This window comes from Pseudomonas sp. 18058, assembly GCF_902706155.1.
Classification (GTDB): Bacteria; Pseudomonadota; Gammaproteobacteria; order Pseudomonadales; family Pseudomonadaceae; genus Aquipseudomonas; species Aquipseudomonas rustica.
On sequence record NZ_CACSJY010000016.1, the window covers coordinates 63,016 to 88,343 of the forward strand.

The 25,328-nt window shown below is 59.5% G+C and carries 21 protein-coding genes and 4 tRNA genes; 22 read left to right on the forward strand and 3 right to left on the reverse strand.

From position 1 onward, the window contains the following. Positions 1 to 61: 61 nt before the first annotated feature. The 19 genes from asd (at position 62) to GVL50_RS11330 (ending at position 21,292) form a co-directional block, all read left to right on the forward strand. The gene (gene asd, locus GVL50_RS11240; RefSeq protein ID WP_008083209.1) at positions 62 to 1,174 is read left to right on the forward strand and encodes an aspartate-semialdehyde dehydrogenase; all 1,113 of its coding nucleotides are present in this window, start codon (positions 62 to 64) and stop codon (positions 1,172 to 1,174) included. Between the two features lie 244 nt (positions 1,175 to 1,418). Beyond that, positions 1,419 to 2,429 carry an aspartate-semialdehyde dehydrogenase gene (locus GVL50_RS11245; protein ID WP_159812954.1) on the forward strand — a complete coding sequence of 337 codons (1,011 nt, stop codon included), beginning with the start codon at positions 1,419 to 1,421 and terminating at the stop codon, positions 2,427 to 2,429. A gap of 208 nt (positions 2,430 to 2,637) precedes the next feature. After that, positions 2,638 to 5,304 carry a FimV/HubP family polar landmark protein gene (locus GVL50_RS11250; RefSeq protein ID WP_159812956.1) on the forward strand — a complete coding sequence of 889 codons (2,667 nt, stop codon included), beginning with the start codon at positions 2,638 to 2,640 and terminating at the stop codon, positions 5,302 to 5,304. Positions 5,305 to 5,573: 269 nt separating this feature from the next. Then, positions 5,574 to 6,398, forward strand: coding sequence for a tRNA pseudouridine(38-40) synthase TruA (gene truA / locus GVL50_RS11255; RefSeq protein ID WP_178124179.1), 825 nt, complete (start codon positions 5,574 to 5,576; stop codon positions 6,396 to 6,398). A gap of 65 nt (positions 6,399 to 6,463) precedes the next feature. Further along, complete coding sequence (locus tag GVL50_RS11260) at positions 6,464 to 7,084, forward strand: phosphoribosylanthranilate isomerase (protein ID WP_159812960.1); 621 nt, start codon at positions 6,464 to 6,466, stop codon at positions 7,082 to 7,084. Between the two features lie 356 nt (positions 7,085 to 7,440). Next, the gene (gene accD / locus GVL50_RS11265; protein ID WP_008083214.1) at positions 7,441 to 8,361 is read left to right on the forward strand and encodes an acetyl-CoA carboxylase, carboxyltransferase subunit beta; all 921 of its coding nucleotides are present in this window, start codon (positions 7,441 to 7,443) and stop codon (positions 8,359 to 8,361) included. Continuing rightward, positions 8,358 to 9,665, forward strand: a complete 1,308-nt coding sequence (folC, locus tag GVL50_RS11270; protein WP_159812962.1) for a bifunctional tetrahydrofolate synthase/dihydrofolate synthase — start codon at positions 8,358 to 8,360, stop codon at positions 9,663 to 9,665. The genes accD and folC overlap by 4 nt, the downstream gene beginning before the upstream one ends. After that, on the forward strand, positions 9,649 to 10,311 hold the full coding sequence (locus GVL50_RS11275) for an SPOR domain-containing protein (RefSeq protein ID WP_053118944.1): 663 nt from the start codon (positions 9,649 to 9,651) through the stop codon (positions 10,309 to 10,311). The genes folC and GVL50_RS11275 overlap by 17 nt, the downstream gene beginning before the upstream one ends. Before the next feature lie 98 nt (positions 10,312 to 10,409). Beyond that, entirely contained in the window at positions 10,410 to 10,970 is a 561-nt protein-coding gene (locus tag GVL50_RS11280) for a CvpA family protein (RefSeq protein ID WP_053118946.1), read from the forward strand. A gap of 41 nt (positions 10,971 to 11,011) precedes the next feature. Continuing rightward, positions 11,012 to 12,517 (forward strand): amidophosphoribosyltransferase, encoded by a 1,506-nt coding sequence (gene purF, locus GVL50_RS11285; protein WP_053118948.1) that lies wholly within the window; start codon positions 11,012 to 11,014, stop codon positions 12,515 to 12,517. A gap of 148 nt (positions 12,518 to 12,665) precedes the next feature. Beyond that, positions 12,666 to 13,877 (forward strand): O-succinylhomoserine sulfhydrylase, encoded by a 1,212-nt coding sequence (locus tag GVL50_RS11290; RefSeq protein WP_159812964.1) that lies wholly within the window; start codon positions 12,666 to 12,668, stop codon positions 13,875 to 13,877. Further along, positions 13,874 to 14,650 carry an SDR family oxidoreductase gene (locus GVL50_RS11295; RefSeq protein ID WP_159812966.1) on the forward strand — a complete coding sequence of 259 codons (777 nt, stop codon included), beginning with the start codon at positions 13,874 to 13,876 and terminating at the stop codon, positions 14,648 to 14,650. Before GVL50_RS11290 ends, GVL50_RS11295 begins: the two co-directional genes overlap by 4 nt. Positions 14,651 to 14,865: 215 nt before the next feature. Further along, positions 14,866 to 14,941, forward strand: a tRNA-Val gene (locus GVL50_RS11300). A gap of 55 nt (positions 14,942 to 14,996) precedes the next feature. Next, positions 14,997 to 15,073, forward strand: a tRNA-Asp gene (locus GVL50_RS11305). Between the two features lie 93 nt (positions 15,074 to 15,166). Then, positions 15,167 to 15,243, forward strand: a tRNA-Asp gene (locus tag GVL50_RS11310). 474 nt (positions 15,244 to 15,717) lie between these two features. Next, complete coding sequence (locus tag GVL50_RS11315; RefSeq protein WP_159812968.1) at positions 15,718 to 18,549, forward strand: xanthine dehydrogenase family protein molybdopterin-binding subunit; 2,832 nt, start codon at positions 15,718 to 15,720, stop codon at positions 18,547 to 18,549. Then, positions 18,542 to 19,081, forward strand: a complete 540-nt coding sequence (locus tag GVL50_RS11320) for a (2Fe-2S)-binding protein (protein WP_053118958.1) — start codon at positions 18,542 to 18,544, stop codon at positions 19,079 to 19,081. Before GVL50_RS11315 ends, GVL50_RS11320 begins: the two co-directional genes overlap by 8 nt. Before the next feature lie 2 nt (positions 19,082 to 19,083). Beyond that, positions 19,084 to 20,319, forward strand: coding sequence for a cytochrome c (locus GVL50_RS11325; RefSeq protein ID WP_159812970.1), 1,236 nt, complete (start codon positions 19,084 to 19,086; stop codon positions 20,317 to 20,319). 1 nt (position 20,320) lies between these two features. Next, positions 20,321 to 21,292, forward strand: coding sequence for an XdhC family protein (locus GVL50_RS11330; RefSeq protein WP_053118962.1), 972 nt, complete (start codon positions 20,321 to 20,323; stop codon positions 21,290 to 21,292). Between the two features lie 130 nt (positions 21,293 to 21,422). Here the strand turns inward: GVL50_RS11330 and GVL50_RS11335 are convergent, their stop codons facing one another. Beyond that, on the reverse strand, positions 21,423 to 22,706 hold the full coding sequence (locus tag GVL50_RS11335) for an FAD-binding oxidoreductase (protein ID WP_053118964.1): 1,284 nt from the start codon (positions 22,704 to 22,706) through the stop codon (positions 21,423 to 21,425). A 183-nt stretch (positions 22,707 to 22,889) separates the two neighbouring features. Here GVL50_RS11335 and GVL50_RS11340 point away from each other — a divergent pair. Next, positions 22,890 to 22,966 (forward strand) — tRNA-Val (locus GVL50_RS11340). A 154-nt stretch (positions 22,967 to 23,120) separates the two neighbouring features. Here GVL50_RS11340 and GVL50_RS11345 read toward each other — a convergent pair. After that, the gene (locus tag GVL50_RS11345; protein ID WP_159812972.1) at positions 23,121 to 23,651 is read right to left on the reverse strand and encodes a hypothetical protein; all 531 of its coding nucleotides are present in this window, start codon (positions 23,649 to 23,651) and stop codon (positions 23,121 to 23,123) included. Positions 23,652 to 24,171: 520 nt separating this feature from the next. Here GVL50_RS11345 and GVL50_RS11350 point away from each other — a divergent pair. Both GVL50_RS11350 and GVL50_RS11355 read left to right on the forward strand, forming a co-directional pair. Further along, on the forward strand, positions 24,172 to 24,603 hold the full coding sequence (locus GVL50_RS11350; RefSeq protein ID WP_159812974.1) for a hypothetical protein: 432 nt from the start codon (positions 24,172 to 24,174) through the stop codon (positions 24,601 to 24,603). Positions 24,604 to 24,658: 55 nt separating this feature from the next. Continuing rightward, positions 24,659 to 25,027: a Rap1a/Tai family immunity protein gene (locus tag GVL50_RS11355; RefSeq protein WP_159812976.1), complete on the forward strand. Its 369-nt coding sequence runs from the start codon at positions 24,659 to 24,661 to the stop codon at positions 25,025 to 25,027. A gap of 60 nt (positions 25,028 to 25,087) precedes the next feature. Here GVL50_RS11355 and GVL50_RS11360 read toward each other — a convergent pair whose 3' ends face one another. Beyond that, positions 25,088 to 25,306, reverse strand: coding sequence for a hypothetical protein (locus GVL50_RS11360; protein ID WP_159812978.1), 219 nt, complete (start codon positions 25,304 to 25,306; stop codon positions 25,088 to 25,090). Positions 25,307 to 25,328: the final 22 nt, after the last annotated feature.

Sequence of the window (25,328 nt, forward strand, 5' to 3'; positions counted from 1 at the left end):
CGGGCCCGCTGCGAAATTCAATACAAAGCAGCGGCCCACTTTTCAAGAAGGTGTAGTTGCGATGAAACGTGTAGGTCTGATCGGTTGGCGCGGAATGGTCGGTTCCGTGCTCATGCAGCGGATGCTGGAAGAGCAGGATTTCGATCTAATCGAGCCGGTGTTTTTCACCACTTCCAACGTCGGTGGCCAAGGCCCGTCCGTGGGCAAGGACATTGCTCCGCTCAAGGATGCTTACAGCATTGATGAGCTGAAGACCCTCGACGTGATTCTGACCTGCCAGGGCGGCGACTACACCAGCGAAGTGTTCCCGAAACTGCGCGAAGCGGGCTGGCAGGGTTACTGGATCGACGCAGCTTCGAGCCTGCGCATGAACGATGACGCAGTGATCATTCTTGATCCGGTGAACCGCAAGGTCATCGATCAGCAGCTCGATGCGGGCACCAAGAACTACATCGGTGGCAACTGCACCGTCAGCCTGATGCTGATGGGCCTGGGCGGTCTTTTCGAGGCCGGTCTGGTCGAGTGGATGAGCGCCATGACCTATCAAGCGGCCTCCGGTGCCGGCGCGCAGAACATGCGTGAACTGATCAAGCAAATGGGCGCGACCCACGCCGCTGTCGCTGATCAACTGGCCGATCCGGCCAGCGCGATCCTCGACATCGACCGTCGCGTGGCTGATGCCATGCGCAGCGAAGCGTACCCGACCGAAAACTTCGGCGTACCGCTGGCCGGCAGCCTGATCCCGTGGATCGACAAGGAACTGCCGAATGGCCAGAGCCGCGAAGAGTGGAAAGCTCAGGCCGAGACCAACAAGATCCTCGGTCGCTTCAAGAGCCCGATCCCGGTCGACGGCATCTGCGTGCGCATCGGTGCGATGCGTTGCCACAGCCAGGCGCTGACCATCAAGCTGAACAAAGACGTACCGATCGCCGATATCGAAGGGCTGATCAGCCAGCACAACCCTTGGGTCAAACTGGTACCGAACAACCGCGATATCAGCATGCAGGAGCTGAGTCCGACCAAGGTCACCGGCACCCTGAATGTCCCGGTCGGCCGTCTGCGCAAGCTCAACATGGGCTCGCAGTTCCTCGGCGCGTTCACCGTTGGCGACCAACTGCTGTGGGGCGCGGCCGAACCGCTGCGTCGCATGTTGCGGATTTTGCTCGAGCGTTGATTGCTTGAAGCAATGAAAGAGCCCGTGCCTTGAAAGAGGTGCGGGTTTTTTTATGCCGATCGTTCCCACGCTATGCGTGGGAATGCATCCCGGGACGCTCCGCGTCCCTTTACAAGCCGAACGCGGAGCGTCCGATGCGGCATTCCCACGCGGAGCGTGGGAACGATCCGGGTGGGCAGAAATTGCCTGTGCGCCAGTCACCCGGTAAAGTGCCGCTCCCCCCGTTTCGCCAGAGGCTCGCACCATGACCCAGACCCTAGATATTGCCGTAATCGGCGCCACCGGTACTGTCGGCGAAACCCTCGTACAAATTCTCGAAGAGCGCGACTTTCCGGTCGGCAACCTGCACCTGCTGGCCAGCAGCGAATCCGCCGGTAGCTCGGTGCTGTTCCGTAACAAAAACGTGCGCGTGCGTGAGGTCGACGAGTTCGATTTCAGCAAGGTCAAACTGGTGTTTTTCGCCGCTGGCCCGGCCATCACCCTGAGTTACGCCGCGCGCGCTCACGCTGCCGGTTGCTCGTTGATCGACTTGTCCGGCGCCTTGCCGGCTGATCAGGCGCCGCAAGTGGTGCCGGAAGCCAACGCCGCGGTACTCGCCAATCTGAAAGCGCCGTTCCAGGTCAGCAGCCCAAGCCCGTCAGCCACCACGCTCGCCGTGGTATTGACGCCGTTGCTCGATCTGATCGACCTGCAATACGTCAATGTCAGCGCCAGTCTGGCGATGTCCGCGCAAGGTCGTGAAGCGGTGACTGAGCTGGCGCGGCAAACCGCCGAGCTGCTGAACATGCGCCCGCTGGAGCCAACCTTTTTTGACCGGCAGGTAGCGTTCAACCTGCTGGCTCAGGTCGGCACGCCGGACGCGAACGGGCACACGCTGCTGGAAAAACGTCTGGTGCGCGAGCTGCGTCAGGTGCTGGCGCAACCTTTATTGAAGATTTCCGCAACTTGCGTTCAAGCCCCGGTGTTTTTTGGCGATAGCTTTAGCGTGACCTTGCAGTCGAAGAAGGCCGTCGACCTGGAAAAGGTCAACGCGGCGCTCGAGGCGGCGCCGGGGATCGAGCTGGTTGAGGCCGGTGATTATCCGACTGCGGTCGGTGATGCAGTAGGGCAGGACGTGGTCTATGTCGGGCGCGTGCGCAGCGGTGTCGACGACCCGGCGGAACTTAATCTGTGGCTGACGTCAGATAACGTACGCAAAGGCGCGGCCCTTAACGCTGTGCAGGTAGCTGAATTGTTGATAAAAGACCTGCTGTAAAAGATACTTGGCAACAATTTGTCGACTGATTCTAGGTGAGCGCTATGCTTGCCCGGAGCAGTTGAAAACGTGTCACCCTCCGGGACTTTCCGGGGCATCAAAGAAATGATCGCGCGCGACATCTGTCGTCGTCGCGCGCAATGCCTTACGGCAGCGACAATCAATATCTTCTCGCTGGCCGAGGAACGTTCAAACAAAGGATGAGGCTATGGTTCAAGTTCGCAAACTGGTGTTAGCAATAGCGGCCGCCTCGGCGCTGTCCTCCGGTATGGCGCATGCCCTCGGGCTCGGGGAGCTGACCCTGAAGTCGACCCTGAACCAGCCGCTGGTGGCTGAAATCGAGCTGCTCGACGTCAAGGATCTCACCGCTGCCGAAGTGGTGCCGAGCCTGGCTTCACCCGAAGATTTTGCCAAGGCCGGCGTTGATCGCCAGGCCTTCCTCAATGACCTGACGTTTACCCCGGTGCTCAACGCCAGCGGTAAAAGCGTACTGCGTGTGACGTCGAGCAAGCCGCTGTCCGAGCCGATGGTGAAATTTCTCGTGCAGGTGATGTGGCCGAACGGCCGTCTGCTGCGCGACTACAGCGTGCTGCTCGATCCGTCGAAGTTCTCGCCGCAGACGGCTGATGCCGCTGCGCAATCGGCGCCGTCGCAAACCGTCACCGCCCCAACCACTGGCGCCACGCACTCGACTCAATACACCACGACCGCCCGCGATACCTTGTGGGAAATCGCTGCGAAGGCGCGTAATGGCGGCTCGGTGCAGCAGACCATGCTGGCGATTCAGGCGCTGAACCCGGACGCCTTTATCGGTGGCAACATCAACCGCTTGAAAACCGGTCAGGTGCTGCGTCTGCCGGATTCGACACAAAGCACCGCGCTGCCACAAACCGCCGCCATTGCAGAAGTCGCTGCGCAGAACGACGCCTGGCGCTCGGGCCGTCGTTACGTGGCCAAGCCTGGCACTGGCCAGCAGCAGCTGGATGCGACCAATCGTGGTCGTGGCAATAGCGGCGCTGCGCCAAATACCAGCGACAATCTGAGCCTGGTGTCTGCCGAAAGCGCCAAGGCGCGCGGCAAAGGCCCGGCCGGCGATGCCAAGGCGCTGAGCAACAAACTGGCGGTCACGCAGGAAAGCCTCGACACGACCCGTCGCGACAACGAGGAATTGAAGAGCCGCGTGTCCGATCTGCAAAGTCAGATGGACAAGCTGCAAAAACTGATCGAGCTGAAGAACAATCAACTGGCGAAGCTGCAGGCTGAAGGCTCGGGCGCTGCGCCAGCCGCTAATGCTGCAAATCCAGCGGTGCCTGCGGTGCCTGCGATTACCGCCGAGTTGGCCGCGACACCGCCTGCGACTCCGGCAGAAGCTGCTGCGTCGCCAACCCCGGAATCGGCGATTGCACCGCCAGTCGATGCGCCGGTAGCGCCGACTGCCGAGCCGAAGCCGGTTGTTGATGATGAGAAAACCTTCAACGAGCTGCTGACCAATCCCGTTCTGTTGGGGCTGATCGGTGGCGGTGCGGTGGTTCTGCTGCTTCTGCTGTTGCTGCTGGCGCGTCGCCGCAAAGCTCAGCAGGAAGCCGAGAAACACATGCGCATGGCGCGTGCCTTGTCCGAAGAACAAGAGTTCTCCGCTGAACAGGATCTGCCGGAAAGCAGCTTCGAAGGTCTGGAAACACCAGCCGCCAGCGTCACACTCAATACCCCGGCTCCGGCGCCAACGCCTGCACCGGCAGCGGTCGTTGCGCCAGTGGTCATGGCCACGCCGATTGCTGCGCCGCTGGTTTCTCCAGCCGCCGAGCGTTCCGATGACGTCCTCGACAAAGCGCAATCGCACATCAACGCCGGTCGCTTGAATCAGGCAGCGGCGTTGCTGGAGGAGGGCGTCAGCCTCGAGCCGCAGCGCAGTGATCTGCGTCTGAAACTGATGGAAGTCTACGGTCAGCAGGGCGATCGCGATGCGTTCGTTGCTCAGGAGCGTCAACTGGTGGCCAATGGCGATAACTTCGCCAAGGTCGAAGAGCTGAAAAGCCGCTTCCCGGCCATGGCCCTTGTCGCTGCCGGTGGCTTGGCCGCTGCCGCTGTTGCTGCCGAACTGGACGCGCAATACGTCAAAGACTTGCTGCTGGATGAGCCGGAAGCACCTCCTGCTGCCCCGGCACCGGCGGAAGATGATCTCGACAGCGCGTTTGACCTGAGCCTGGACGATCTCGACAACATCACGCCGATCGAGCCTGCGCCTGTTGTTGAGCCGCAAACGCCGGAAGCACTGGCCGAACTCGACGAATTCCCGGCGGATGACGACCTGAGCTTTGAAGCGGTGCTGCAACAGCAGACCGACATCAAAGAAAACCTCGACGATCTGTCGGACTTCGATCTGGATCTGGATCTCGGCGCCGAACCGTCGCCAGCCACTCTGGCCGAAGACGACTTCCTGCTGGATCTGGACGATGGCGTGAAAGACCTGTCGCCGGTTGAACCGCCCGTCGTGGCTGACGTACCGCAGGACGATCTGGAGCTGCCGGCCGATTTCGATCTGTCGCTGGCGGACGAGATGGATTCCAATCCACCGGCCGAGCCTGATGCGTTCGCGGCGGAGCTGGATGACGTCAACGCTGAACTGGATCGTCTGTCGCAGAACATCGCCGAGCCGACGTTTACTGAGGCGGATGCGGCGCTGGACGCTGATCTGGGCGAAGACGATTTCGACTTCCTCTCCGGCACCGACGAAGCGGCGACCAAACTCGATCTGGCTCAGGCCTACATCGACATGGGCGACAGCGACGGCGCGCGCGACATCCTCAACGAAGTGTTGACCGAGGGTGACGAGAAGCAACGGGGAGAGGCCAAGGACATGCTTTCGAGCTTGTAATCAGTCCAGCGGTAAACGAAACGGCAGCCCATAGAGGCTGCCGTTTTTGTTTGTGCGGAATTCATTGGTGCCTGATCCTCCGCTTTCGCGAGCAAGCCCGCTCCCACATTTGGAATGTATTCCCCTGTGGGAGCGGGCTTGCTCGCGAAGGCATTGTTACAGGCGACAGAGAACCTCTGGTATCCCTGATCCACAGCCTTATAATGCCCGCCTTTGCAAAAACAGCAGGCTGTCCCACCTTGGCAAACATAGATAACCCGGTCGCCGAAATGGCCCCCGACGGCTTTTACCGCGTTGCGCTGGGCGTTGAATACAAAGGCTCGCGCTACAGCGGCTGGCAGCGCCAGTTGACGGGTGTGGCCACGGTGCAGGAAGAGCTCGAAAAAGCCCTGTCGAAAGTCGCCAACTCGCCGGTTTCCTTGCAGTGCGCCGGGCGTACCGACGCCGGTGTGCATGCCTGCGGGCAAGTGGTGCATTTCGATACCACGGTCGATCGCTCGCTGAAAGCCTGGGTCATGGGTGCCAACATCAATCTGCCCCACGACATCAGCGTCAGTTGGGCGCGGGTGATGCCGGCGCATTTCCATGCGCGGTTCAAGGCCATCGCCCGCCGTTATCGCTACGTGATCTACAACGATCAGATCCGTCCGGCGCACCTCAACGAAGAAATCACCTGGAACCACCGCCCGCTCGACGTCGAGCGCATGGCCGAAGCCGCGCAGCACTTGATCGGCACCCATGACTTCAGCGCGTTTCGTGCCGGCCAGTGCCAGGCCAAGTCGCCAATCAAGAAGATGCACCACCTGCGCGTCACTCGCCACGGCAAGATGATCGTCCTCGACATCCGCGCCAACGCCTTCCTGCATCACATGGTGCGCAACATCGCTGGCGTCCTGATGACCATCGGTGCGGGCGAGCGGCCGGCCGAGTGGATGAAGGAAGTGCTGGAAAGCCGTGAACGCCGCTCCGGCGGGGTGACGGCGCATCCGTACGGCCTGTATCTGGTGCAGGTCGAGTACCACGATGAATTCCCGTTACCCGAGCGTTTTATCGGGCCACATTTCCTTACGGGATTCTCGGAACTTGACGGCTGACGCCCTCGAACGCTTTTGTTACCATCCGGGACTTTCCCGGATTTTGCCTTGGAGTTTTTCTCGACATGTCAGCCGTTCGCAGCAAGATCTGCGGGATTACCCGCATAGAAGATGCGCTGGCCGCCGTCGAGGCCGGGGCGGATGCGATCGGATTCGTGTTTTACGCCAAGAGCCCGCGCGCAGTGTCCGTGCAGCAGGCGCGGGCGATCATCCAGGCGTTGCCGCCGTTTGTGACCACCGTCGGCCTGTTTGTTAATGCCAGCCGCTGCGAGTTGGGGGAAATCCTCGATGCGGTGCCGCTGGATCTGCTGCAGTTCCACGGTGATGAAGTCGCTGAAGACTGTGAAGGCTGGCATCGCCCGTACATCAAAGCGTTGCGGGTCAAGGCTGGCGACGACATCGCTGCAGCTGTAGATGCCTACCCAAGCGCCAGCGGTGTGTTGCTCGACACCTATGTTGAAGGCGTGCCCGGCGGAACCGGTGAGGCGTTCGACTGGTCATTGATTCCGCAAGGTTTGAGCAAACCGTTGATTCTGGCCGGTGGCCTGACCCCGGAAAACGTCGCGGGCGCCGTGGCCCAGGTAAAACCCTACGCTGTAGACGTCAGCGGCGGGGTAGAGGCGAGCAAAGGCATCAAGGATCACGCAAAAATTCGCGCATTTATCCAAGCAGTAAAAGAGAAATAGGAACCAGCAGGAACCTGTAGGAGCTGACGAGTGCAACGAGGCTGCGATCTTTTGATCGTAAAAAACAAGATCAAAGGATCGCAGCCTCGTTGCACTCGTCAGCTCCTACAAGTTCCTACTAGTTCTTACAGAGTGGCGGTGCCGATATTGATGTGACGGCTGGCAGTCTGCCGCCGTCCATCAATGCACTTGCACAAAGCAAGCGTGGCTGAGGGTTGTCCGGATTGCACGCAGGTCATGTTTCGCGCTGACCGTGGCGGTTCACCAACCATCGCCGCACACATGAATTTAGCTCAAGGGCATACGCGGGGTTGCGAATCGAAAGGTTCGGGCCGCCGGTACTGGAGAAAGAAAGCATGAGCAACTGGTTAGTAGACAAACTGATCCCTTCGATCATGCGTTCCGAGGTCAAGAAGAGCTCGGTGCCTGAAGGTCTGTGGCACAAATGCCCGTCTTGCGAGGCTGTGCTGTATCGTCCGGAGCTGGAAAAGACCCTGGACGTTTGCCCCAAGTGCAACCACCACATGCGCATCGGCGCACGTGCGCGCATCGACATCTTCCTCGATGCCGAAGGTCGCAACGAACTGGGCGCCGATCTGGAGCCGGTTGACCGTCTGAAATTCCGTGACGGCAAGAAGTACAAGGATCGCCTGGTGGCTGCGCAAAAGCAGACCGGCGAGAAAGACGCGCTGATCTCGGTCAGCGGCACCCTGCTGGGCATGCCGGTGGTGGTTTCGGCGTTCGAATTCAGCTTCATGGGCGGTTCCATGGGCGCCATCGTTGGTGAGCGGTTTGTCCGCGCTGCCAACTACGCGCTGGAAAATCGTTGCCCGATGATCTGCTTCGCCGCTTCCGGCGGTGCGCGCATGCAGGAAGCGCTGATCTCGCTGATGCAGATGGCAAAGACCTCGGCTGTGCTGGCGCGTCTGCGTGAAGAAGGCATTCCGTTCATCTCCGTGCTGACCGACCCGGTCTACGGCGGTGTTTCCGCGAGTCTGGCGATGCTCGGCGACGTGATCGTCGGTGAGCCGAAAGCCCTGATCGGTTTTGCCGGCCCGCGCGTTATCGAACAAACCGTGCGTGAAAAACTGCCGGAAGGCTTCCAGCGCAGCGAATTCCTGCTGGAACACGGCGCGATCGACATGATCATCCACCGTCAGGAACTGCGCCCGCGTCTGGGTAACCTGTTGGCACAAATGACTGGCAAGCCGACGCCGAAATTCGTCGCCGCGCCGATCGAGCCGATCGTGGTTCCACCGGTACCTGCTGGCCTATGACCGAGCGCACCCTTGGCGAATGGCTCGCCTACCTTGAGCAGTTGCATCCGTCGGCCATCGACATGGGCCTGGAGCGTTCGCAACAGGTAGCGTCCCGCATGGGGCTGGGCCAGCCGGCGCCTCGGGTGATTACGGTCACCGGCACCAACGGCAAAGGTTCGACCTGCGCATTCGTGGCTTCATTGCTGCGTGCGCAGGGCCTGAGCGTGGGTGTCTACAATTCTCCGCACCTGCTGCGTTACAACGAGCGGGTGCAGCTCAATGGCGTCGAAGCCACTGACGCACAGCTGTGCGAAGCTTTTGCTGCGGTCGAGGCCGGGCGCGGCGACACTTCCCTGACGTACTTCGAAATGGGCACCCTGGCGGCGTTCTGGCTGTTTCAACAGGCAAAACTCGACGCTGTGGTGCTGGAAGTAGGGTTGGGCGGGCGTCTGGACACGGTCAACGTAGTCGATGCTGACATCGCGCTGGTCACCAGTATTGGCGTCGATCATGCCGATTACTTGGGCGACACCCGCGAATCCGTGGCTTTCGAGAAGGCCGGGATTTTCCGTCAGGGCAAACCTGCCTTGTGTGGCGATCTGAATCCACCGCAACCGTTGCTCGACAAGGCGCGCGAACTGGCCTGTCCGTTCTTCCTGCGCGGGCGTGATTTCGATCTCGGTATCACCGATCAGCACTGGCAGTGGCGCGGTACCGATGCGCAGGGTCAGGCTGTCGAATTGCACGACTTGCCGCTGCTCGATCTGCCGATGGAGAACGCCGCGCTGGCGTTGCAGGCTTATCTGTTGCTCGGTTTGCCGTGGCATGCCGAGCAGATCATTGCCGCCTTGCAGGCGACTCGCGTGGTCGGGCGTCTGGATCGCCGTTCGTTCGAGTGGAACGGCAAACGCCTCAATGTGTTGCTGGATGTGGGGCATAACCCGCACGCGGCAGAGTATCTGGCCCGTCGGCTGGCCTCGCGGCCACCGGTCGGCAAGCGTCTGGCAGTGTTCGGTTTGTTGGCCGACAAGGATCTGGATGGTGTTGTCGGCGAATTGAATGCTAGTGTCGAGCATTGGGCTGTCGCGCCGCTGGATTCGCCGCGCGCACGTCCGGTGGCCGAATTAAACGCGGCATTGGAGAACCTTGGTGCGTCGGTCACGTCTTACGACAGTGTCGCCGCCGCCCTGGACGGTCAATGCGCAGTGGCGACAAGCGACGACGAGATTCTGTTGTTCGGATCATTTTATTGTGTCGCCGAGGCCCTTGAATGGTTGGCCCGGCGCTCCACGGAGGAAGCGGCAAATGGCTTTGCTGGATAAAGCGTACAAGCAGCGCATGGTTGGCGCTCTGGTGCTGGTGGCGTTGGCGGTGATTTTCCTGCCGATGCTGTTTTCGCGTCAGGACGAACAGCGTCAGGTTGTCGTGGAAGCGCCAGCTGCCCCGCAAGCCCCGGCCGTGCCGCAAGTGCAGGTCGAGCCCGTCGCCGTGCCTGAGCCGCAAGCCTTGCCGCAAGAGCCTGTGCCGACGGACGAAGAGGTCGCCGAGCAAGAAGCACCTTCGGCACCGATCGCCGCCGCACCGGTAGTGCCAGCGCAGATCGTCAAACCGACAACGCCGCCGCCAACCTCAAAACCGATTCCTGCGCCTGCTCAGCCGATTACTGCCGGCCCGAGCGCCGCAGCGAGCAAGCCGGACACCACGCAAAGTCGCGTCGATGCCAACGGTCTGTCGGTGAGCTGGTCGGTGCAACTGGCTAGCCTGTCGAGCCGTGCCAGCGCCGAAAGCCTGCAGAAAACCCTGCGCAGCCAGGGTTACAACGCCTATATCCGTACGGCCGATGGCAAGAATCGGGTGTTTGTCGGCCCGCTGATCGAGCGCGCTGAAGCCGATCGTTTGCGTGATCTTTTGAGCCGTCAGCAGAACCTCAAGGGTTTTGTCGTGCGCTTCCAGCCTGAGCGCGGCTAAAAACTATCGCCTCGATTGAAATGCACTGACAATCGCAGCTTACCGAGAGGCATGCGCTCTGCTAAAATGCGCCGCCTTATCCGTCTGTAGGCTGCACTGTGCCATTTACCTGGGTTGACTGGGCGATCGTTGCAATCATCGCCATCTCCGCTTTGATCAGTTTGAGCCGCGGCTTCGTCAAAGAAGCATTATCGCTGGTGACCTGGATCATCGCAGGAGTCGTCGCCTGGATGTTCGGTGGTTCATTGTCCGAGTACCTCGCCGGATACATCGAAACCCCATCGGCTCGCGTGATCGCAGGCTGTGCCATCATGTTTGTCGCCACACTGATCGTGGGCGCAATGATCAATTATCTTATCGGCGAGTTGGTACGCGTCACCGGGTTGTCCGGGACCGATCGATTCCTCGGCATGGCCTTCGGCGCAGCGCGTGGCGTGTTGCTGGTGGTTGTGGCGATCGGGCTGTTGAGCCTGGGCCCGGTACAGCAGGACGGGTGGTGGAAAGAATCCCAACTCGTTCCCAAGTTTCTATTGGTCGCCGACTGGTCCAAAAACCTGATCCTCGGGTGGAGCAGTCAGTGGCTTGCCAGCGGAATCAGCGTACCCGCTGATATTCCGTTCAAGGAGCAACTCTTGCCGTCGGCGAAAACGCCTCAGTGAGTGTTGTTCAGTTCAGATCCATTAAGTAGGGGTTGCGTCGCATGTGTGGCATCGTCGGTATCGTCGGTAAGTCGAACGTCAATCAGGCGCTGTATGACGCGCTAACCGTGCTCCAGCACCGCGGCCAGGACGCTGCCGGTATCGTGACCAGCCATGATGGCCGGTTGTTCCTGCGCAAGGACAATGGCCTGGTGCGTGACGTGTTTCAACAGCGTCACATGCAGCGTCTGGTCGGCCACATGGGGATCGGCCACGTCCGTTACCCGACCGCGGGCAGCTCGACTTCGGCCGAAGCCCAGCCGTTTTACGTCAACTCGCCTTACGGCATCACCCTGGCGCATAACGGTAACCTGACCAACGTTGAACAGTTGGCCAAAGAGATCTACGAATCCGATCTGCGTCACGTCAACACCAGTTCCGACTCAGAAGTGCTGCTGAACGTGTTCGCTCACGAGCTGGCCCAGCGCGGCAAGCTGCAACCGACCGAAGAAGACGTGTTTGCCGCCGTGACCGACGTGCACAACCGTTGCGTCGGCGGTTACGCGGTGGTCGCGATGATCACCGGTTACGGCATCGTCGGTTTCCGTGACCCGCACGGCATCCGCCCGATCGTGTTCGGCCAGCGTCACACCGACGAAGGCGTCGAGTACATGATCGCCTCGGAAAGCGTTTCCCTGGACGTGCTCGGTTTCACCCTGATTCGCGACCTGGCGCCGGGCGAAGCGGTCTACATCACTGAAGAGGGCAAGCTGCACACCCGTCAGTGCGCGACCAATCCTTCGCTGACCCCATGCATCTTCGAACACGTTTATCTGGCGCGTCCGGATTCGATCATCGACGGCGTGTCGGTGTACAAGGCTCGTCTGCGCATGGGTGAGAAACTCGCCGAGAAGATTCTGCGCGAGCGTCCAGAGCACGACATCGACGTGGTTATCCCGATTCCGGACACCAGCCGTACTGCGGCACTGGAGCTGGCGAACCACCTGGGCGTGAAATTCCGCGAAGGCTTCGTCAAGAACCGTTACATCGGCCGTACCTTCATCATGCCGGGCCAGGCAGCGCGCAAGAAGTCGGTGCGCCAGAAGCTCAACGCCATCGAGCTGGAATTCCGCGGCAAGAACGTGATGCTGGTCGACGACTCGATCGTGCGTGGCACCACGTGCAAGCAGATCATCCAGATGGCCCGCGAAGCCGGCGCGAAAAACGTCTACTTCTGCTCGGCTGCTCCGGCGGTGCGCTTCCCGAACGTGTACGGCATCGACATGCCAAGCGCTCACGAGTTGATTGCACACAACCGTTCGACCCAGGACGTGGCGGATCTGATCGGCGCTGACTGGCTGATCTATCAGGACTTGCCTGACTTGATCGAAGCGGTCGGTGGCGGCAAGATCAAGATCGAGAGCTTCGATTGCGCGGTGTTCGACGGCAAATATGTTACCGGCGACGTCGATGAGGCGTATCTGGACAAGATCGAGCAGGCGCGTAACGACTCCTCGAAGATCAAGACCCAAGCGGTCAGTGCGATCATCGATCTGTACAACAACTAAGTAATCACCGGCCTGTAGGAGCAAGGCTTGCCCGCGAAGCTTTTGGCGCTGCCAGAGGCCCCATCGCGGGCAAGCCCTGCTCCTACAAAGGCATCACGCCTCCGGGCCGGTTTTGTATCTATTTCAGAACAGGGCAAGGAGTGACAGCATGAGTCAGGAATGGGATGCCGGTCGGCTGGACAGCGACCTTGAAGGCGTAGCGTTCGATACCCTGGCCGTACGTGCCGGTCAGCACCGTACGCCGGAAGGTGAGCACGGTGATCCGATGTTCTTCACCTCCAGCTACGTGTTCCGCACTGCCGCCGACGCGGCCGCGCGCTTTGCCGGCGAAGTGCCGGGCAACGTTTACTCGCGTTACACCAACCCGACCGTGCGCGCGTTCGAAGAGCGCATTGCCGCGCTGGAAGGCGCCGAGCAGGCCGTTGCCACCGCAACCGGCATGGCCGCGATTCTGGCGGTGGTGATGAGCCTGTGCAGTGCTGGCGATCACGTGCTGGTCTCGCGCAGCGTGTTCGGTTCGACCATCAGTCTGTTCGAGAAGTACTTCAAGCGTTTCGGCGTGGAAGTCGACTATGTGCCACTGGCCGACCTGTCGGGTTGGGATGCGGCAATCAAGTCGAACACCAAATTGCTCTTCGTCGAGTCGCCGTCCAATCCTCTGGCTGAGCTGGTCGATATCGCCGCGCTGGCAGAAATCGCGCACGCCAAAGGCGCGATGCTGGTGGTCGACAACTGCTTCTGCACGCCAGCCTTGCAGCAGCCGCTGAAAATGGGCGCGGACATCGTCGTGCATTCGGCGACCAAGTTCATCGACGGCCAAGGCCGTTGCATGGGCGGCGTGGTCGCCGGTCGCAGCGAGCAGATGAAAGAAATCGTTGGTTTCCTGCGTACTGCCGGGCCGACCCTGAGCCCGTTCAATGCGTGGATCTTCCTCAAGGGTCTGGAAACCCTCAACCTGCGGATGAAGGCGCACTGCGCCAACGCCCAGCAACTGGCCGAATGGCTAGAGCAGCAGGACGGCATCGAGAAAGTCCATTACGCCGGTCTCAAGAGCCATCCGCAGCACGAACTGGCCCAGCGTCAGCAGAAGGGCTTCGGTGCGGTGGTGAGCTTTGAGGTCAAGGGTGGCAAAGAGGGCGCGTGGCGCTTTATCGATGCCACCCGCCTGATTTCGATCACGGCGAACCTGGGCGACAGCAAAACCACGATCACCCATCCGAGCACCACCTCCCACGGCCGTCTCGCGCCGCAGGAACGTGAGGCGGCGGGTATTCGCGACAGCCTGATCCGTATCGCGGTCGGTCTGGAAGATGTGGCGGATCTGCAAGCCGATCTGGCGCGCGGTCTGACAGCGCTGTGATCGAGTTGTCGACCCCGAAACCCGGCACCCATGGCCGCGTTGCGCTGGTCACCGGTGCCGCGCGCGGTATCGGTCTGGGGATTGCGGCATGGCTGATCAGCGAAGGCTGGCAAGTTGTGCTGACGGATCTGGATCGTGCGCGCGGTTCGAAAGTGGCGAAGGTGCTGGGCGAAAGTGCATGGTTTATCGCCATGGACGTTGCCGACGAAGCTCAGGTCGCGCTCGGTGTGGCTGAAGTGTTGGGGCAGTTTGGTCGTCTCGATGCGCTGGTGTGCAACGCGGCGGTGGCTGATCCGCACAACATCACCCTGGAAAGCCTCGATCTGGCCTACTGGAATCGTGTGTTGGCGGTGAATCTCAGTGGGCCGATGTTGCTGGCCAAGCACTGCGCGCCGTACCTGCGCGCTCACAACGGTTCGATCGTCAATCTGGCTTCGACCCGTGCGCGGCAATCGGAAGCCGACTCTGAGGCGTATGCGGCGAGCAAGGGCGGGTTGTTGGCGCTGACGCATGCGTTGGCGATCAGTCTGGGGCCGGAGATTCGTGTTAACGCCGTCAGCCCGGGCTGGATCGATGCGCGCGATCCTTCTGCGCGTCGAGCGGAGCCTTTGGCTGATGCTGATCATGCTCAGCATCCGGCGGGCAGGGTAGGGACGGTCGAAGACGTGGCGGCGATGGTTGCATGGTTGCTGTCGAGGAATGCCGGGTTTGTCACCGGGCAGGAATTCGTCGTCGATGGCGGTATGACGAAAAAGATGATTTACAGCGAGTAGATCGTCTTTTTCCCTGCGTTTGCGTGAAATGAGCTGACGCCTTCGCGAGCAAGCCCGCTCCCACATTTGGAATGCATTCCCCTGTGGGAGCGGGCTTGCTCGCGAAGGCGCTCTCGCAGGATGGAAACAATTTCGTCTTTTTTAGAAAAACTTCAATCCTGCTATTGACTTAGGTTCGCTACCTGCGTAAATTTCGCGGCCTCGGAGATGCAAACGGGTGATTAGCTCAGCTGGGAGAGCGTCTGCCTTACAAGCAGAATGTCGGCGGTTCGATCCCGTCATCACCCACCACTCCCGAGAAACTTGCGTAAGCAAGAACGTAGGCTGAAAGTGCCTGCACCGACGCGCAGCGGTAGTTCAGTCGGTTAGAATACCGGCCTGTCACGCCGGGGGTCGCGGGTTCGAGTCCCGTCCGCTGCGCCATATTGTACAAATCAGACTTGTCTGGTTTGCGATTGAAAAGCACCGAAGCTTTCAATCAAAACGAGTTACTTGAGCGCAAGCTCAAAGCGATACGCAGCGGTAGTTCAGTCGGTTAGAATACCGGCCTGTCACGCCGGGGGTCGCGGGTTCGAGTCCCGTCCGCTGCGCCATATCTGCTTCAAGGATCACTGAACGCCTTGAAGCACCGAAAGCAACCGTTGGTTGATTCGGAATCGATAGCAAAGACCCTGGTCGAGAGGCCGGGGTTTTTTGTGTCTGAAATTTGACCTCCGCTCCTATCACGTAACCCGGCTCCTCGTAGGAGCTGCGGCACGCTGCGATCTTTTGATCTTGATCGTAAAAAACAGGATCAAAAGATCGCAGCCTCGTTTCACTCGACAGCTCCTACAAGGGATGCCTGTAACCATCCTGCGGTGACACGTCGCATTGTCTTTTTTGATTCTTTAGTCAGAAATTTGTATCTGGTTGTTTGCTGCGAGCGCAGAAACCTTTAAAGTTAACCTTTCGGTCAGCTTTGCACTGTCATTTCGTCCTTCGTTTAGCCAAGAAGGGCTTCTGCAAGACTCGAGATTCCCCAGTAGATAACCAGAAGGGCGGATGTATAACCGTCCAGAGGATGATCCATGTCCAACCGTGAAATAACCCGGCGCTCGTTCCTCCAGGGCGGGCTGGTGGCGGGTGTGAGCGTCACACTTACGCCGCTCAGCACCCAGGCGCTGGCTGCCTTGATGGAAAACAGCGTGACCGTGCCGTCCGAAAAATGGCTCGGCAACAATGGCAAAGCGCGCCAGCGTAACGATGCCTTGTCGAAAGTCTGCGGCAGCAAAGTCTTTGCCCGCGACATCCGTTCCAAGGACATGCCGGGCTGGCCCGAGCAGCAAGGCCACGCCATGCTGCTGAAAACCATCAAGGCCGACCATATCTATGCCGGCTACGACCTGTCGTGGCTCGGCGCCGATCTGCAGCCTGACCGCATCGTCACCGCTGCCGATCTGGACAAGGACGGTATCGTCTTCCCTGAGGAACATGCGCCGGATCCGCTGCTGCCTGAAGGCAAAGTGCCGATGTTCATCGGTCACCCGGTAGCGATCCTGATCTGGAACGACTTCGAGCGTTTCCGTCAGGCCAAGAACAAACTCAAATTCAATGACAAAGCGATTCGTTACGGCGCCAAAGTGCCGTTCTACGAAGGCGATCCCTACGGCAGCTTCCGCTACGTGCGCGTGGGCGGCCCGACCTCGGCAGATGAAGACGAATTCGCCAGCCTCAAGGATTCGATCCTGTTCCCGATGCTGAAAAACCGTCGCCCGGTGTGGAATTCCCAGCCGAACCTGCACGGTAATCTCACCGAGCGTGGCCTGTTCTACGCCGATCGCATGAAGGGGCAGATCAACACGCCGCCGGACAACTGGCTGGTGTTCGATGAGCGCTACAAGACGCCGTCGATCGAACCGGCCGCCATGGAGCCGGACAACGGCAACGGCTGGTACGACCCGAAAACCAAGACCCTGCATTTCGTGGTGGCTACCCAGTGCCCATTGGAAGCGGCGACCGAGACCGCGAAAATGATTTCGCCGTCGCGCTTCGGCCTGGACAACCTGAACATGCACCCGGGTTACACCGTGGGTTACGGTTCCAAAGACCACAATATCTTCGTTTACTACGCAGCCCTCGCTGCGCTGTACGGCGCCGGTGTTCCAGTGCGTCTGGCCAACGACCGTTACGAGCAGTTCCAGAGCGGCATCAAGCGTCACCCGTTCGACATTCGCTACAAGTTGGCCGTGGACAAGAACGATCAGACCTTCAAGATATTTCTCGCTGACATGAGCGTCGACGGCGGTGGCCGGATCAACTACAGCCCGTCAGTAGCCGCTGTGGGCGCCACGGCTGCACAGTCGATTTACTACATGCCGCAGAACGACCTGCAAGTCACCGCGTATCACTCGCGTGGTGTTGAAGCGGGTTCGATGCGCGGTTACGGCACCCTGCAAAGCATGGCGGCGACCGAAATGATGGTCGACGAAATCGCCGATCGCCTGAACGTCGATGCCATCGAACTGCGCCGCAAGAACGCGCTGCGTTCGGGGATGAAAAACACCCAGGGCGCGATCCCGGCCGGTGCTCTGCGTTTGCACGAGATTCTCGACAAGGCCGCTGCACACGAAGTCTGGAAAAACCGCGACGCGATCAAGAAACAACGCGAAGCCGCTGACCCGGATAACTGGTACGGCGTTGGTTTCGCCATCTGCCAGAAAGACTTTGGCACCGGTTCTGAAGCGCCGATGGCCAGCATCGAATTCACCGCTGACGGTCGCATCACCTTGCGCCACATCGGTATCGAAATCGGCACCGGCATGTCCACTTCGCAAGCCTTGGTCGTCGCCGATTTCCTCGGCAGCCCGGCCCACGAAGTGAAGACTGGCGAAACCGAATGGAAGGAAATGCAGCTGATCACCAGCGGCAACCCTTACATCATGAGCCAGGCCGACCAAGATAACCTGCTGCGCAACCCACGCTGGGTCGGCAAGTTGGCCTCGGCGTCGTCCGCGACCAACTCGGCTTACTACTTCAGTCACGCCACCCGTGAAGCAGCCCGCGTGTTGTTCAACAACGGCTTGTGGCCGGCGGCCATGGAAATCTGGCGTCAGGGCCCCTACGGCGGCCAAGCCAACCCATACGTCGTGCGTCGCGAAGATGCGCACTGGGTGGATGGCAAGCTGACTGCCAACGGCATGCAGCCGCTGACCTTCGAAGAACTGGCCAAGCACGCTCACGAGCGTGGTCTGGTCACCGGCGCCACCGTTCATGCGTTCAACCGCTGGAGCTGGGCTGAGGCCGAATACAGCATCGACGGCGTGCGCGAGCGTCTGCCGCTCGACGGTCTGGCGGTGAAATACGGTGATGGTGCGCCGAAAGCCAAGAAAGCGTTGATGACCACGTCTGGTTTCCATCTGCTGGATCGCCAGAACATCAACTACCCGGTTGTTCAGTTGAACAACGCTGCCGTGACTTACTACAGCCCGGTCGCCACGCTGGTCGAGCTGAAGGTCAACAAAGGCTCGCTGGATGTTGAAGTGCTCAACCACCATTCGTGGGTCGAGTGCGGTCGTGTGTTGGTTGAAGAATTGGTCAAGGGCCAGCTCGAAGGCGGTATCGCCATGGGCATTGGTCACGCACTGATGGAAGAGATGCCGCTGTACGAAGGCGGGCCGGGGGAGGGTGACTGGAACTTCAACCGTTACCGTCTGCCGATGGCGCGTCACGTTGCCGTGTGGAAACAGACGTCGGAGATTCTCCCGGCACTGTCGCCGAGCGATCCGTCCAAAGGCATCGCTGAAGTGGTGATGATCCCGGTTGTCGGGGCCATCGGTAACGCCGTGGCGCATGCCATCGGTAAACGTGTTCGCGATCTGCCTATCACTCCAGCGCGCATCAAGGAGGCCCTCAATGGCTAACCGTCCGCTTCAACTGACCCTCAATGGTCAATCCGTCGGCCCGGTGGACATCCCTGATGACCTGCCGATGATCGACTACCTGCACGAATACAAAAACCTCACCGGCTCGCGTCTGGGCTGCGGTCAAGGTATCTGCCACGCTTGCGTGGTGATTGTCGATAACCCGGACGGCACCAGCGAAGAAGTGCGCACCTGCATCACCGGCGCGCATTATTTCGAAGGCAAGAAAGTCCGCACCATCGAATCCCACGCCAAGCGTGACGAAGCGGGCCAGGTCACTGAGCTGAACCCGATCCAGCAGCGTTTCGTCGATGAGTTCGCCTTCCAGTGCAGCTACTGCGCGCCAGGCTTCGTCAACGCCGCGACCGTGCTGGTCGAGAAGCTGCAACGTCAGCCGACCGTGCAAAGCAAACTCGAGCAAGTCATCGAAGACAGCCTCGGCCATCACATCTGCCGTTGCACCGGGTACGTGCGTTACTACAACGCCACCCGCAACGTGCTGACCGATCTCGGCCTGGTCAAGGAGGGTTAAGCATGAAGCTTTTTCTGACCCGACTGACCCTGGCGGTCGGTCTGGCTGCGCCGGTGTTGTTTGCTCACGCCGATGATCACGTCAAACGCGGCGAGTATCTGGCTCGCGGCGCTGACTGCATGGCGTGCCACACCGCACCGGGCGGCGCGCCGTTTGCCGGCGGGCTGCCGATCGTCTCGCCGTTCGGCACGATCTACGGCACCAACATCACGCCGAGCAAAGAACACGGCATCGGTTTGTACAACGATGACGAGTTCTTCGCCGCGCTGACCGAAGGCAAGCGTCGCGACGGTGCGAACCTGTACCCGGCGATGCCATACACCTCGTATCACCTGATGCCGCGCGAAGATTCGGACGCGATCCATGCGTACCTGAAAACCATCGAGCCGATCGAGCGCGCGGCGCCGGTCACCAGTTTGAGCTTCCCGTTCAACGTGCGTCTGGGCCTGATGGGCTGGAACGTGCTGTACGGCAAAGCACTGAAACTGGAGCCGGCCGAAGGCAAAAGTGAAGCGTGGAAGCGCGGCCAATACATGGTCGAAGTTCTCGGCCACTGCGGCGAATGCCACACGCCACGCGGCCTGCCGGGCGCGATGGAACTGGACAAGCGCCTGACGGGCGGCATCCTCAATGGTTATCTGGCGCCAAGCCTGCTGGCCACTGATCTGGCCGCGCGCGGCTGGAACGAACAGGATCTGAGCACGTTCCTCAAGCACGGCATGAGTGCGCAAGGCACGATGTTCAACGAGATGTTCCCGGTGTTCCACAACAGCACTCAGGGTTTGAGCGATCAGGATCTGGCGGCGATGGCGACGTTCCTGCTTGGCGACAAACCGCCGGCAGCCAAAGCGCTGGTTGAAGTGCCGGTCGAGAAACTCAGCGCCAGTGCCCAGCGCGGTCAGCAGGAATACCTGAACGTCTGCGCCGGTTGCCATGCGGTCGGTGGCGAAGGCAAACCGCACATCGCGGTGGCCATGCGCGGCAACACCACGCTGCGTCTGGAAGATCCACGCAACCTGCTGCGCGTGATCGAGGACGGTATCGGCGAGCAGAAATTCTCCGGTTTCGAGCGCATGCAGCCGATGCCGGGGTTCGCCGACAAACTCAAGCCTGAACAACTGACCGATCTGCTCAACTACCTGCGTCAAGGTTGGGGTGGTCAGTCGGCTGAGCTGGCGGTGGGCGACGTGCAGAAGCTGCAAGCTGACGCACCGTCCATCGAGCACAAGGCGCACTGACATGCAGCATCTCGATCTGCAAGTGGTTCGGCGAGCGCTGGAGTGGTCGGTGGCGGGGCAGCGCATTTGGCTCTGCACCGTGCTGACCACCTACGGCTCGGCGCCGCGCGCGCCGGGTTCGCTGTTGGCGGTGAACGAAGGCGGGCAGTGGATCGGGTCGCTGTCGGGTGGCTGCGTCGAGGAAGACTTTCTTGAGCGCGTCGCCGAAGGTGCATTTCTCGATGCGATCAACGTCGTGCGTTATGGCGAAGGCGACGATCCGCGCTCGCGGGTCAGCCTGCCGTGCGGCGGCATTCTTGATGTGCTGGTAGAGAAATTTGACGCTGACTGCGAGGTGCAGGCGCATCTGCGTGAATTGGAATCGGCGCTGCTTGGTCAGCGTCGATTAATTCGCGAGGTCGATCTGGCCAGCGGTGCGCGCAGCCTGTTCGCTGATCGCGAGCAGGGTGCGCGCATCGAGCGTGAGATTGATCGGGTGCGTATCCGCATCGGCGCGGCGCAACGTTTGTTGCTCGCCGGTTACTCCAGTGTGGCGCAGGCGTGTGCCGAGTTTGCGGTCGGCCTCGGCTTTGAAGTGATTCTCTGCGATCCGCGCGATGAAGTGCTTGAAGGTGTGGTGCTCAATGGCGTGGAAATTCGTCGGCAATTGCCATCGGTGTTTATTGCCGATGGTGGCTGCCACCGTGATACGGCGGTGGTGGCGCTGACCCATGATCCGCGCATCGACGATCTGGCGATGATGGAAGCGGTGCGTACCGAAGCGTTCTACATTGGCGTGATGGGTTCGCTGCAGACATCGCAGAAACGCTTTGAGCGCCTGCGCCGGATTGGCGGGCTGGGGGAGAGTGAGTTGGCGCGAATTCATGCGCCGATCGGGCTTAACCTTGGCAGCAAGACGCCAGCGGAGATTGCCTTGGCGGTACTCGCCGATATCCTGCGGATTCGTAGCGGTATCGCTCGCGACCAGCTCTGATTAGGTGGTAGGTGCATTTGTGGCGAGGGGATTTATCCCCGATGGACTGCGTAGCAGTCCCATTTTTTGGGGCCGCTGCGCGACCCATCGGGGATAAATCCCCTCACCACAGGGTTTCCATAGCTCGAATTTAAAAACCGTACTTATCCCGCAACCCGTAATACCAAGCCCCTAACGCCGCAAACGGCGTGCGCAACATCTGCCCGCCCGGGAACGGGTAGTGCGGCAAATCCGCAAACGCATCAAAACGCTCAGCCTGACCGCGCAATGCCTCAGCCAACACCTTGCCCGCCAGATGCGTGTACGTCACGCCATGACCGCTGCAGCCCTGCGAGTAATAGATGTTGTCACCCAGCCGCCCAACCTGCGGTAAACGCGACAAGGTCAGCAGGAAATTTCCTGTCCAGGCGTAGTCAATCTTCACATCCTTGAGCTGCGGAAACGCCTTGAGCATTTTCGGACGGATGATCGCCTCGATGTTCGCCGGATCCCGGGCGCCGTAAACAACGCCGCCGCCGAAGATCAGACGCTTGTCGCCGGTCAGTCGGTAATAGTCGAGCAAGTAGTTGCAGTCCTCGACGCAGTAATCCTGCGGCAACAGCGCTTTCGCTAGCTCATCACCCAGCGGCTCGGTGGTGATCACCTGCGTACCGCACGGCATCGACTTCGCTGCCAGTTCCGGCACCAGATTGCCGAGGTAAGCGTTGCCCGCAACGATGATGAACTTGGCCCGCACCTTGCCCTGCGGCGTATGCACGACCGGGTTAGCGCCGCGCTCGATACGCACAGCGGGCGATTGCTCATAAATGCTGCCGCCCAACGACTCCACAGCGGCCGCTTCACCCAGCGCCAGGTTCAGCGGATGAATGTGCCCGCCGCTCATGTCGAGCATGCCGCCGACATATTGATCACACGCCACCACTTCGCGAATGCGGCGCTGATCCAGCAGTTCAAGTTGCGTATGGCCAAAGCGCTCCCACAGGCGCTTCTGCGATTCCAGATGACCCATCTGCTTGGCAGTCAGCGCGGCAAACACGCCGCCGTCCTTCAAGTCGCACTGAATGTTGTACTTGGCCACACGCTCACGAATGATCCGCCCACCTTCAAACGCCATCTGCCCGAGCAGTTGCGCCTGCTTCGGACCGACGCTGCGCTCGATCACATCAATGTCGCGGCTATAACTGTTAACGATCTGCCCACCATTGCGCCCCGACGCGCCGAAACCAACCTTGGCCGCCTCCAGCACCGTCACGCGAAAGCCGTTCTCCAGCAGAAACAACGCCGAGGACAGCCCGGTATACCCGGCGCCGATCACACAGACGTCCGTCTCCACGTCGTCCTGCAAAACAGGACGGGGCGGTACGGCATTGGCCGACGCAGCGTAATAAGACTCTGGGTAAGGGGTGTTCGCCATCCTGCAGCCTCTGTTTAATATATTTTACGAGTGCATCGATCCTACCCGAGTTGAAAAACCTCCGCCAGCCACCGGAAAATCCTCGTCGCCGACTCGAAATTAAATATTTTGCATATTCATAGGGTTAGGTGAAAAAAAGGTGTTGACACCCCTCCGGAATTCCGTAGAATGCCGCCTCACAGCAGGCACGTAGCTCAGTTGGTTAGAGCACCACCTTGACATGGTGGGGGTCGTTGGTTCGAGTCCAATCGCGCCTACCAAACAAAATCCGCTCTGCTGGGCGGTCTAGAAGGGCCCACCGAAAGGTGGGCCCTTTTTTGTTGTCTGGAATTCAAGCAGAACGTTCACAAAATATATGGTTCGTTCACACTGGGCAATGTGAACGGACAATCGAGTGGAGTTGACGGTGTGAAGCTACAGGCCCGCAGGTGAGGCTTGTCGCATTTGGTCTAAGTAAAACTCTCGACCTCGGTGGGTCAGATCAATGTACTCGTAGCCCATGGTGTCCGTTGCGCCAGTAATCAGTTGATACCCCCCTAGAACGTCGAGTGCGTGGTGGGTGGTGATTCTTGGTAGGCGGGTGTGCTCAAGCAAGTCAGTGAACGTAAGATTCTCCCCTCGATTGACCGAGCTCCCCACGCAGAGGAACACCTGCAGTTGTTCATTGCTCAAGGGATGTGAGTTGACTACTTCAGCGTGCGGTTCATATCGGGCGTAGATGAGCATCAGCAGTGGTATCGCCAATACGGTCGTGATCACTAGCAGCAGCAATAGAAACCAGACCGGTACCGAGACGTCACGTGAGAGCCACTCTCCGAGCGCCGTGAACCAACTCCACAGACCATCAATTGCTGGGCTGAATACCGATAAATTAAGTTGTGTCTCTACCCACTTCGTTATGGGCACGGCGGCCACCGTGGCTGCTATCCACCAAAACACCTTCATCACTGTGTTCCATCTGGTCTTTCCAGTAGTTTTCGTAGCTCGCATTTCTTCACCCTGTCCTCGCTCGATGTTTTTGATGGTAACCGCCGAATTCGTTTGAAAGCCAGCCAGAACGGCGCATCTAAGCAATAGAACTCTTGGAGCTTTACTAGGGTTTATTGTGCTGGCTGTATATACAGTGTTAAGTTTTTACTGCGATGGAAGCTTTGATTGATGACTCGGGGTTCGGTCTCGGAATGCCCGGGTGTTTAGAGATGCTGAAGCACCAGTGTGATCTGCGCTGTGCCGAGCTGTGAGCCGTCCGTCGAACCGGCGGTTGATTCACAAGGGCGTCGCTGGACTGATTCTCCTGCACCGGAAAAGAATGAATAGGAGTCGGCGCAGATGAGCTTGAGCTACGGGTATGGCGCCTACTCGCTTCACGGGAAAAGTTGAGTCCAGGGTAAGCTATTGGTGCGATGGCAGTTGGCCACGGCAAGCGGTAGGATGATCTACTACCAGCAGATAATAAGGATGGAAGATGGACAGGGCCGGAGAACGCGTAGAATTGCTGATCACCTTGCATAAGGGTGAAGCGAGTAAGCTGGATTACTTCATTCTCGGTGTCACGCTAGCGATTTGTGCCTATCTCGCCCAGACGAATCCGTACGCACAGTTGGGTGGAAACGAAGAGACATTGTTACTTTGCACTCTACTCGTGTTTGCTTCGAGCGCCGTGTGTGGATTCAAGCGTCTTGAGGCAACCACTGAATCATTACGCTTGAACGCCCTTGCACTACAACAGGAGAACCCAAGTCTCAGGGCGTTTATGCTGGAAAAAGTCAAAGAGCGAAGAGCAGCGTCACGATATTACTTGGGGCGAAATTACCTTCTCGCTGCCGGGTTGATCTGCTACCTCGCTACCAAGGTATGGGCTACTTATCAAAGCAATGGGTGGATACTGGTTCATTGAGTGAGGTAGGTGTCTACGGTACATGCCATGCACCTTTAACTGAAAGGAGTCGCAATTGAAGGTATGGATAGCGGGGATTGCATTGGTGGGGGCGCTGGCAAGTGGAGTTGCTCAAGCGGACGGTAATAGCCTGTTGACGCAGTGTCAGGCGTCTGTTCGATTCATGAACAACGACAACGACAGTACGAACGATTTTGGGCAGGGGAAGTGCTTTGGAATCGTTGAGGCCGTGATTGCGACGACGGTAATCCGCAATGAACAAATGCCTAAAGAGTCAAAGGTATGTTTCCCTAGCGGCGGTATAACAAACGGTCAAGGCATCCGAATTGTCGTCAAGTATTTGCAGGAAAACCCGTCTCTCTTGCACCTTTCGGACACGCTTCTAGCCATGATCGCTATAGGGCAAGCATATCCCTGTGAGTGACCAAGAATCGCATTTGGCTAATCTTCTTTGTCTGGAGGACAGCCGCCAAGTGGATTGATCCTAGGACTGGCGAAGCCGCATGATGGCGCGCGTGATAGCTTGCGCATTCTTATCCAGCGTTTCCATTGCCGCTGTTGCGTTAGCGGCAGCACTCACTACTCCATTCTCAGAGAGCCACTTTGTCACCTCTTCAATGGCTGCACAGATGGCGTGCTGATTGTGCAGAAGCAGTGTCAGTGCGTCCGCCGTCGCGATGTTGGTATCTGAGCTATCCGGCATGGCTATCGTCCTTGAGTGATGG

What these genes read in the sequence shown, in the direction of transcription:
- GVL50_RS11260 (WP_159812960.1), top strand. Translation starts at nt 6,464, where the DNA reads ATGTCAGCCGTTCGCAGCAAGATCTGCGGGATTACCCGCATAGAAGAT.
- GVL50_RS11345 (WP_159812972.1), bottom strand. Translation starts at nt 23,651, where the DNA reads ATGAAGGTGTTTTGGTGGATAGCAGCCACGGTGGCCGCCGTGCCCATA.
- GVL50_RS11275 (WP_053118944.1), top strand. Translation starts at nt 9,649, where the DNA reads ATGGCTTTGCTGGATAAAGCGTACAAGCAGCGCATGGTTGGCGCTCTG.
- GVL50_RS11250 (WP_159812956.1), top strand. Translation starts at nt 2,638, where the DNA reads ATGGTTCAAGTTCGCAAACTGGTGTTAGCAATAGCGGCCGCCTCGGCG.
- asd (WP_008083209.1), top strand. Translation starts at nt 62, where the DNA reads ATGAAACGTGTAGGTCTGATCGGTTGGCGCGGAATGGTCGGTTCCGTG.
- GVL50_RS11325 (WP_159812970.1), top strand. Translation starts at nt 19,084, where the DNA reads ATGAAGCTTTTTCTGACCCGACTGACCCTGGCGGTCGGTCTGGCTGCG.
- purF (WP_053118948.1), top strand. Translation starts at nt 11,012, where the DNA reads ATGTGTGGCATCGTCGGTATCGTCGGTAAGTCGAACGTCAATCAGGCG.
- GVL50_RS11330 (WP_053118962.1), top strand. Translation starts at nt 20,321, where the DNA reads ATGCAGCATCTCGATCTGCAAGTGGTTCGGCGAGCGCTGGAGTGGTCG.
- GVL50_RS11320 (WP_053118958.1), top strand. Translation starts at nt 18,542, where the DNA reads ATGGCTAACCGTCCGCTTCAACTGACCCTCAATGGTCAATCCGTCGGC.
- truA (WP_178124179.1), top strand. Translation starts at nt 5,574, where the DNA reads ATGGCCCCCGACGGCTTTTACCGCGTTGCGCTGGGCGTTGAATACAAA.
- GVL50_RS11335 (WP_053118964.1), bottom strand. Translation starts at nt 22,706, where the DNA reads ATGGCGAACACCCCTTACCCAGAGTCTTATTACGCTGCGTCGGCCAAT.
- GVL50_RS11350 (WP_159812974.1), top strand. Translation starts at nt 24,172, where the DNA reads ATGGACAGGGCCGGAGAACGCGTAGAATTGCTGATCACCTTGCATAAG.
- folC (WP_159812962.1), top strand. Translation starts at nt 8,358, where the DNA reads ATGACCGAGCGCACCCTTGGCGAATGGCTCGCCTACCTTGAGCAGTTG.
- GVL50_RS11245 (WP_159812954.1), top strand. Translation starts at nt 1,419, where the DNA reads ATGACCCAGACCCTAGATATTGCCGTAATCGGCGCCACCGGTACTGTC.
- GVL50_RS11315 (WP_159812968.1), top strand. Translation starts at nt 15,718, where the DNA reads ATGTCCAACCGTGAAATAACCCGGCGCTCGTTCCTCCAGGGCGGGCTG.
- accD (WP_008083214.1), top strand. Translation starts at nt 7,441, where the DNA reads ATGAGCAACTGGTTAGTAGACAAACTGATCCCTTCGATCATGCGTTCC.
- GVL50_RS11290 (WP_159812964.1), top strand. Translation starts at nt 12,666, where the DNA reads ATGAGTCAGGAATGGGATGCCGGTCGGCTGGACAGCGACCTTGAAGGC.
- GVL50_RS11360 (WP_159812978.1), bottom strand. Translation starts at nt 25,306, where the DNA reads ATGCCGGATAGCTCAGATACCAACATCGCGACGGCGGACGCACTGACA.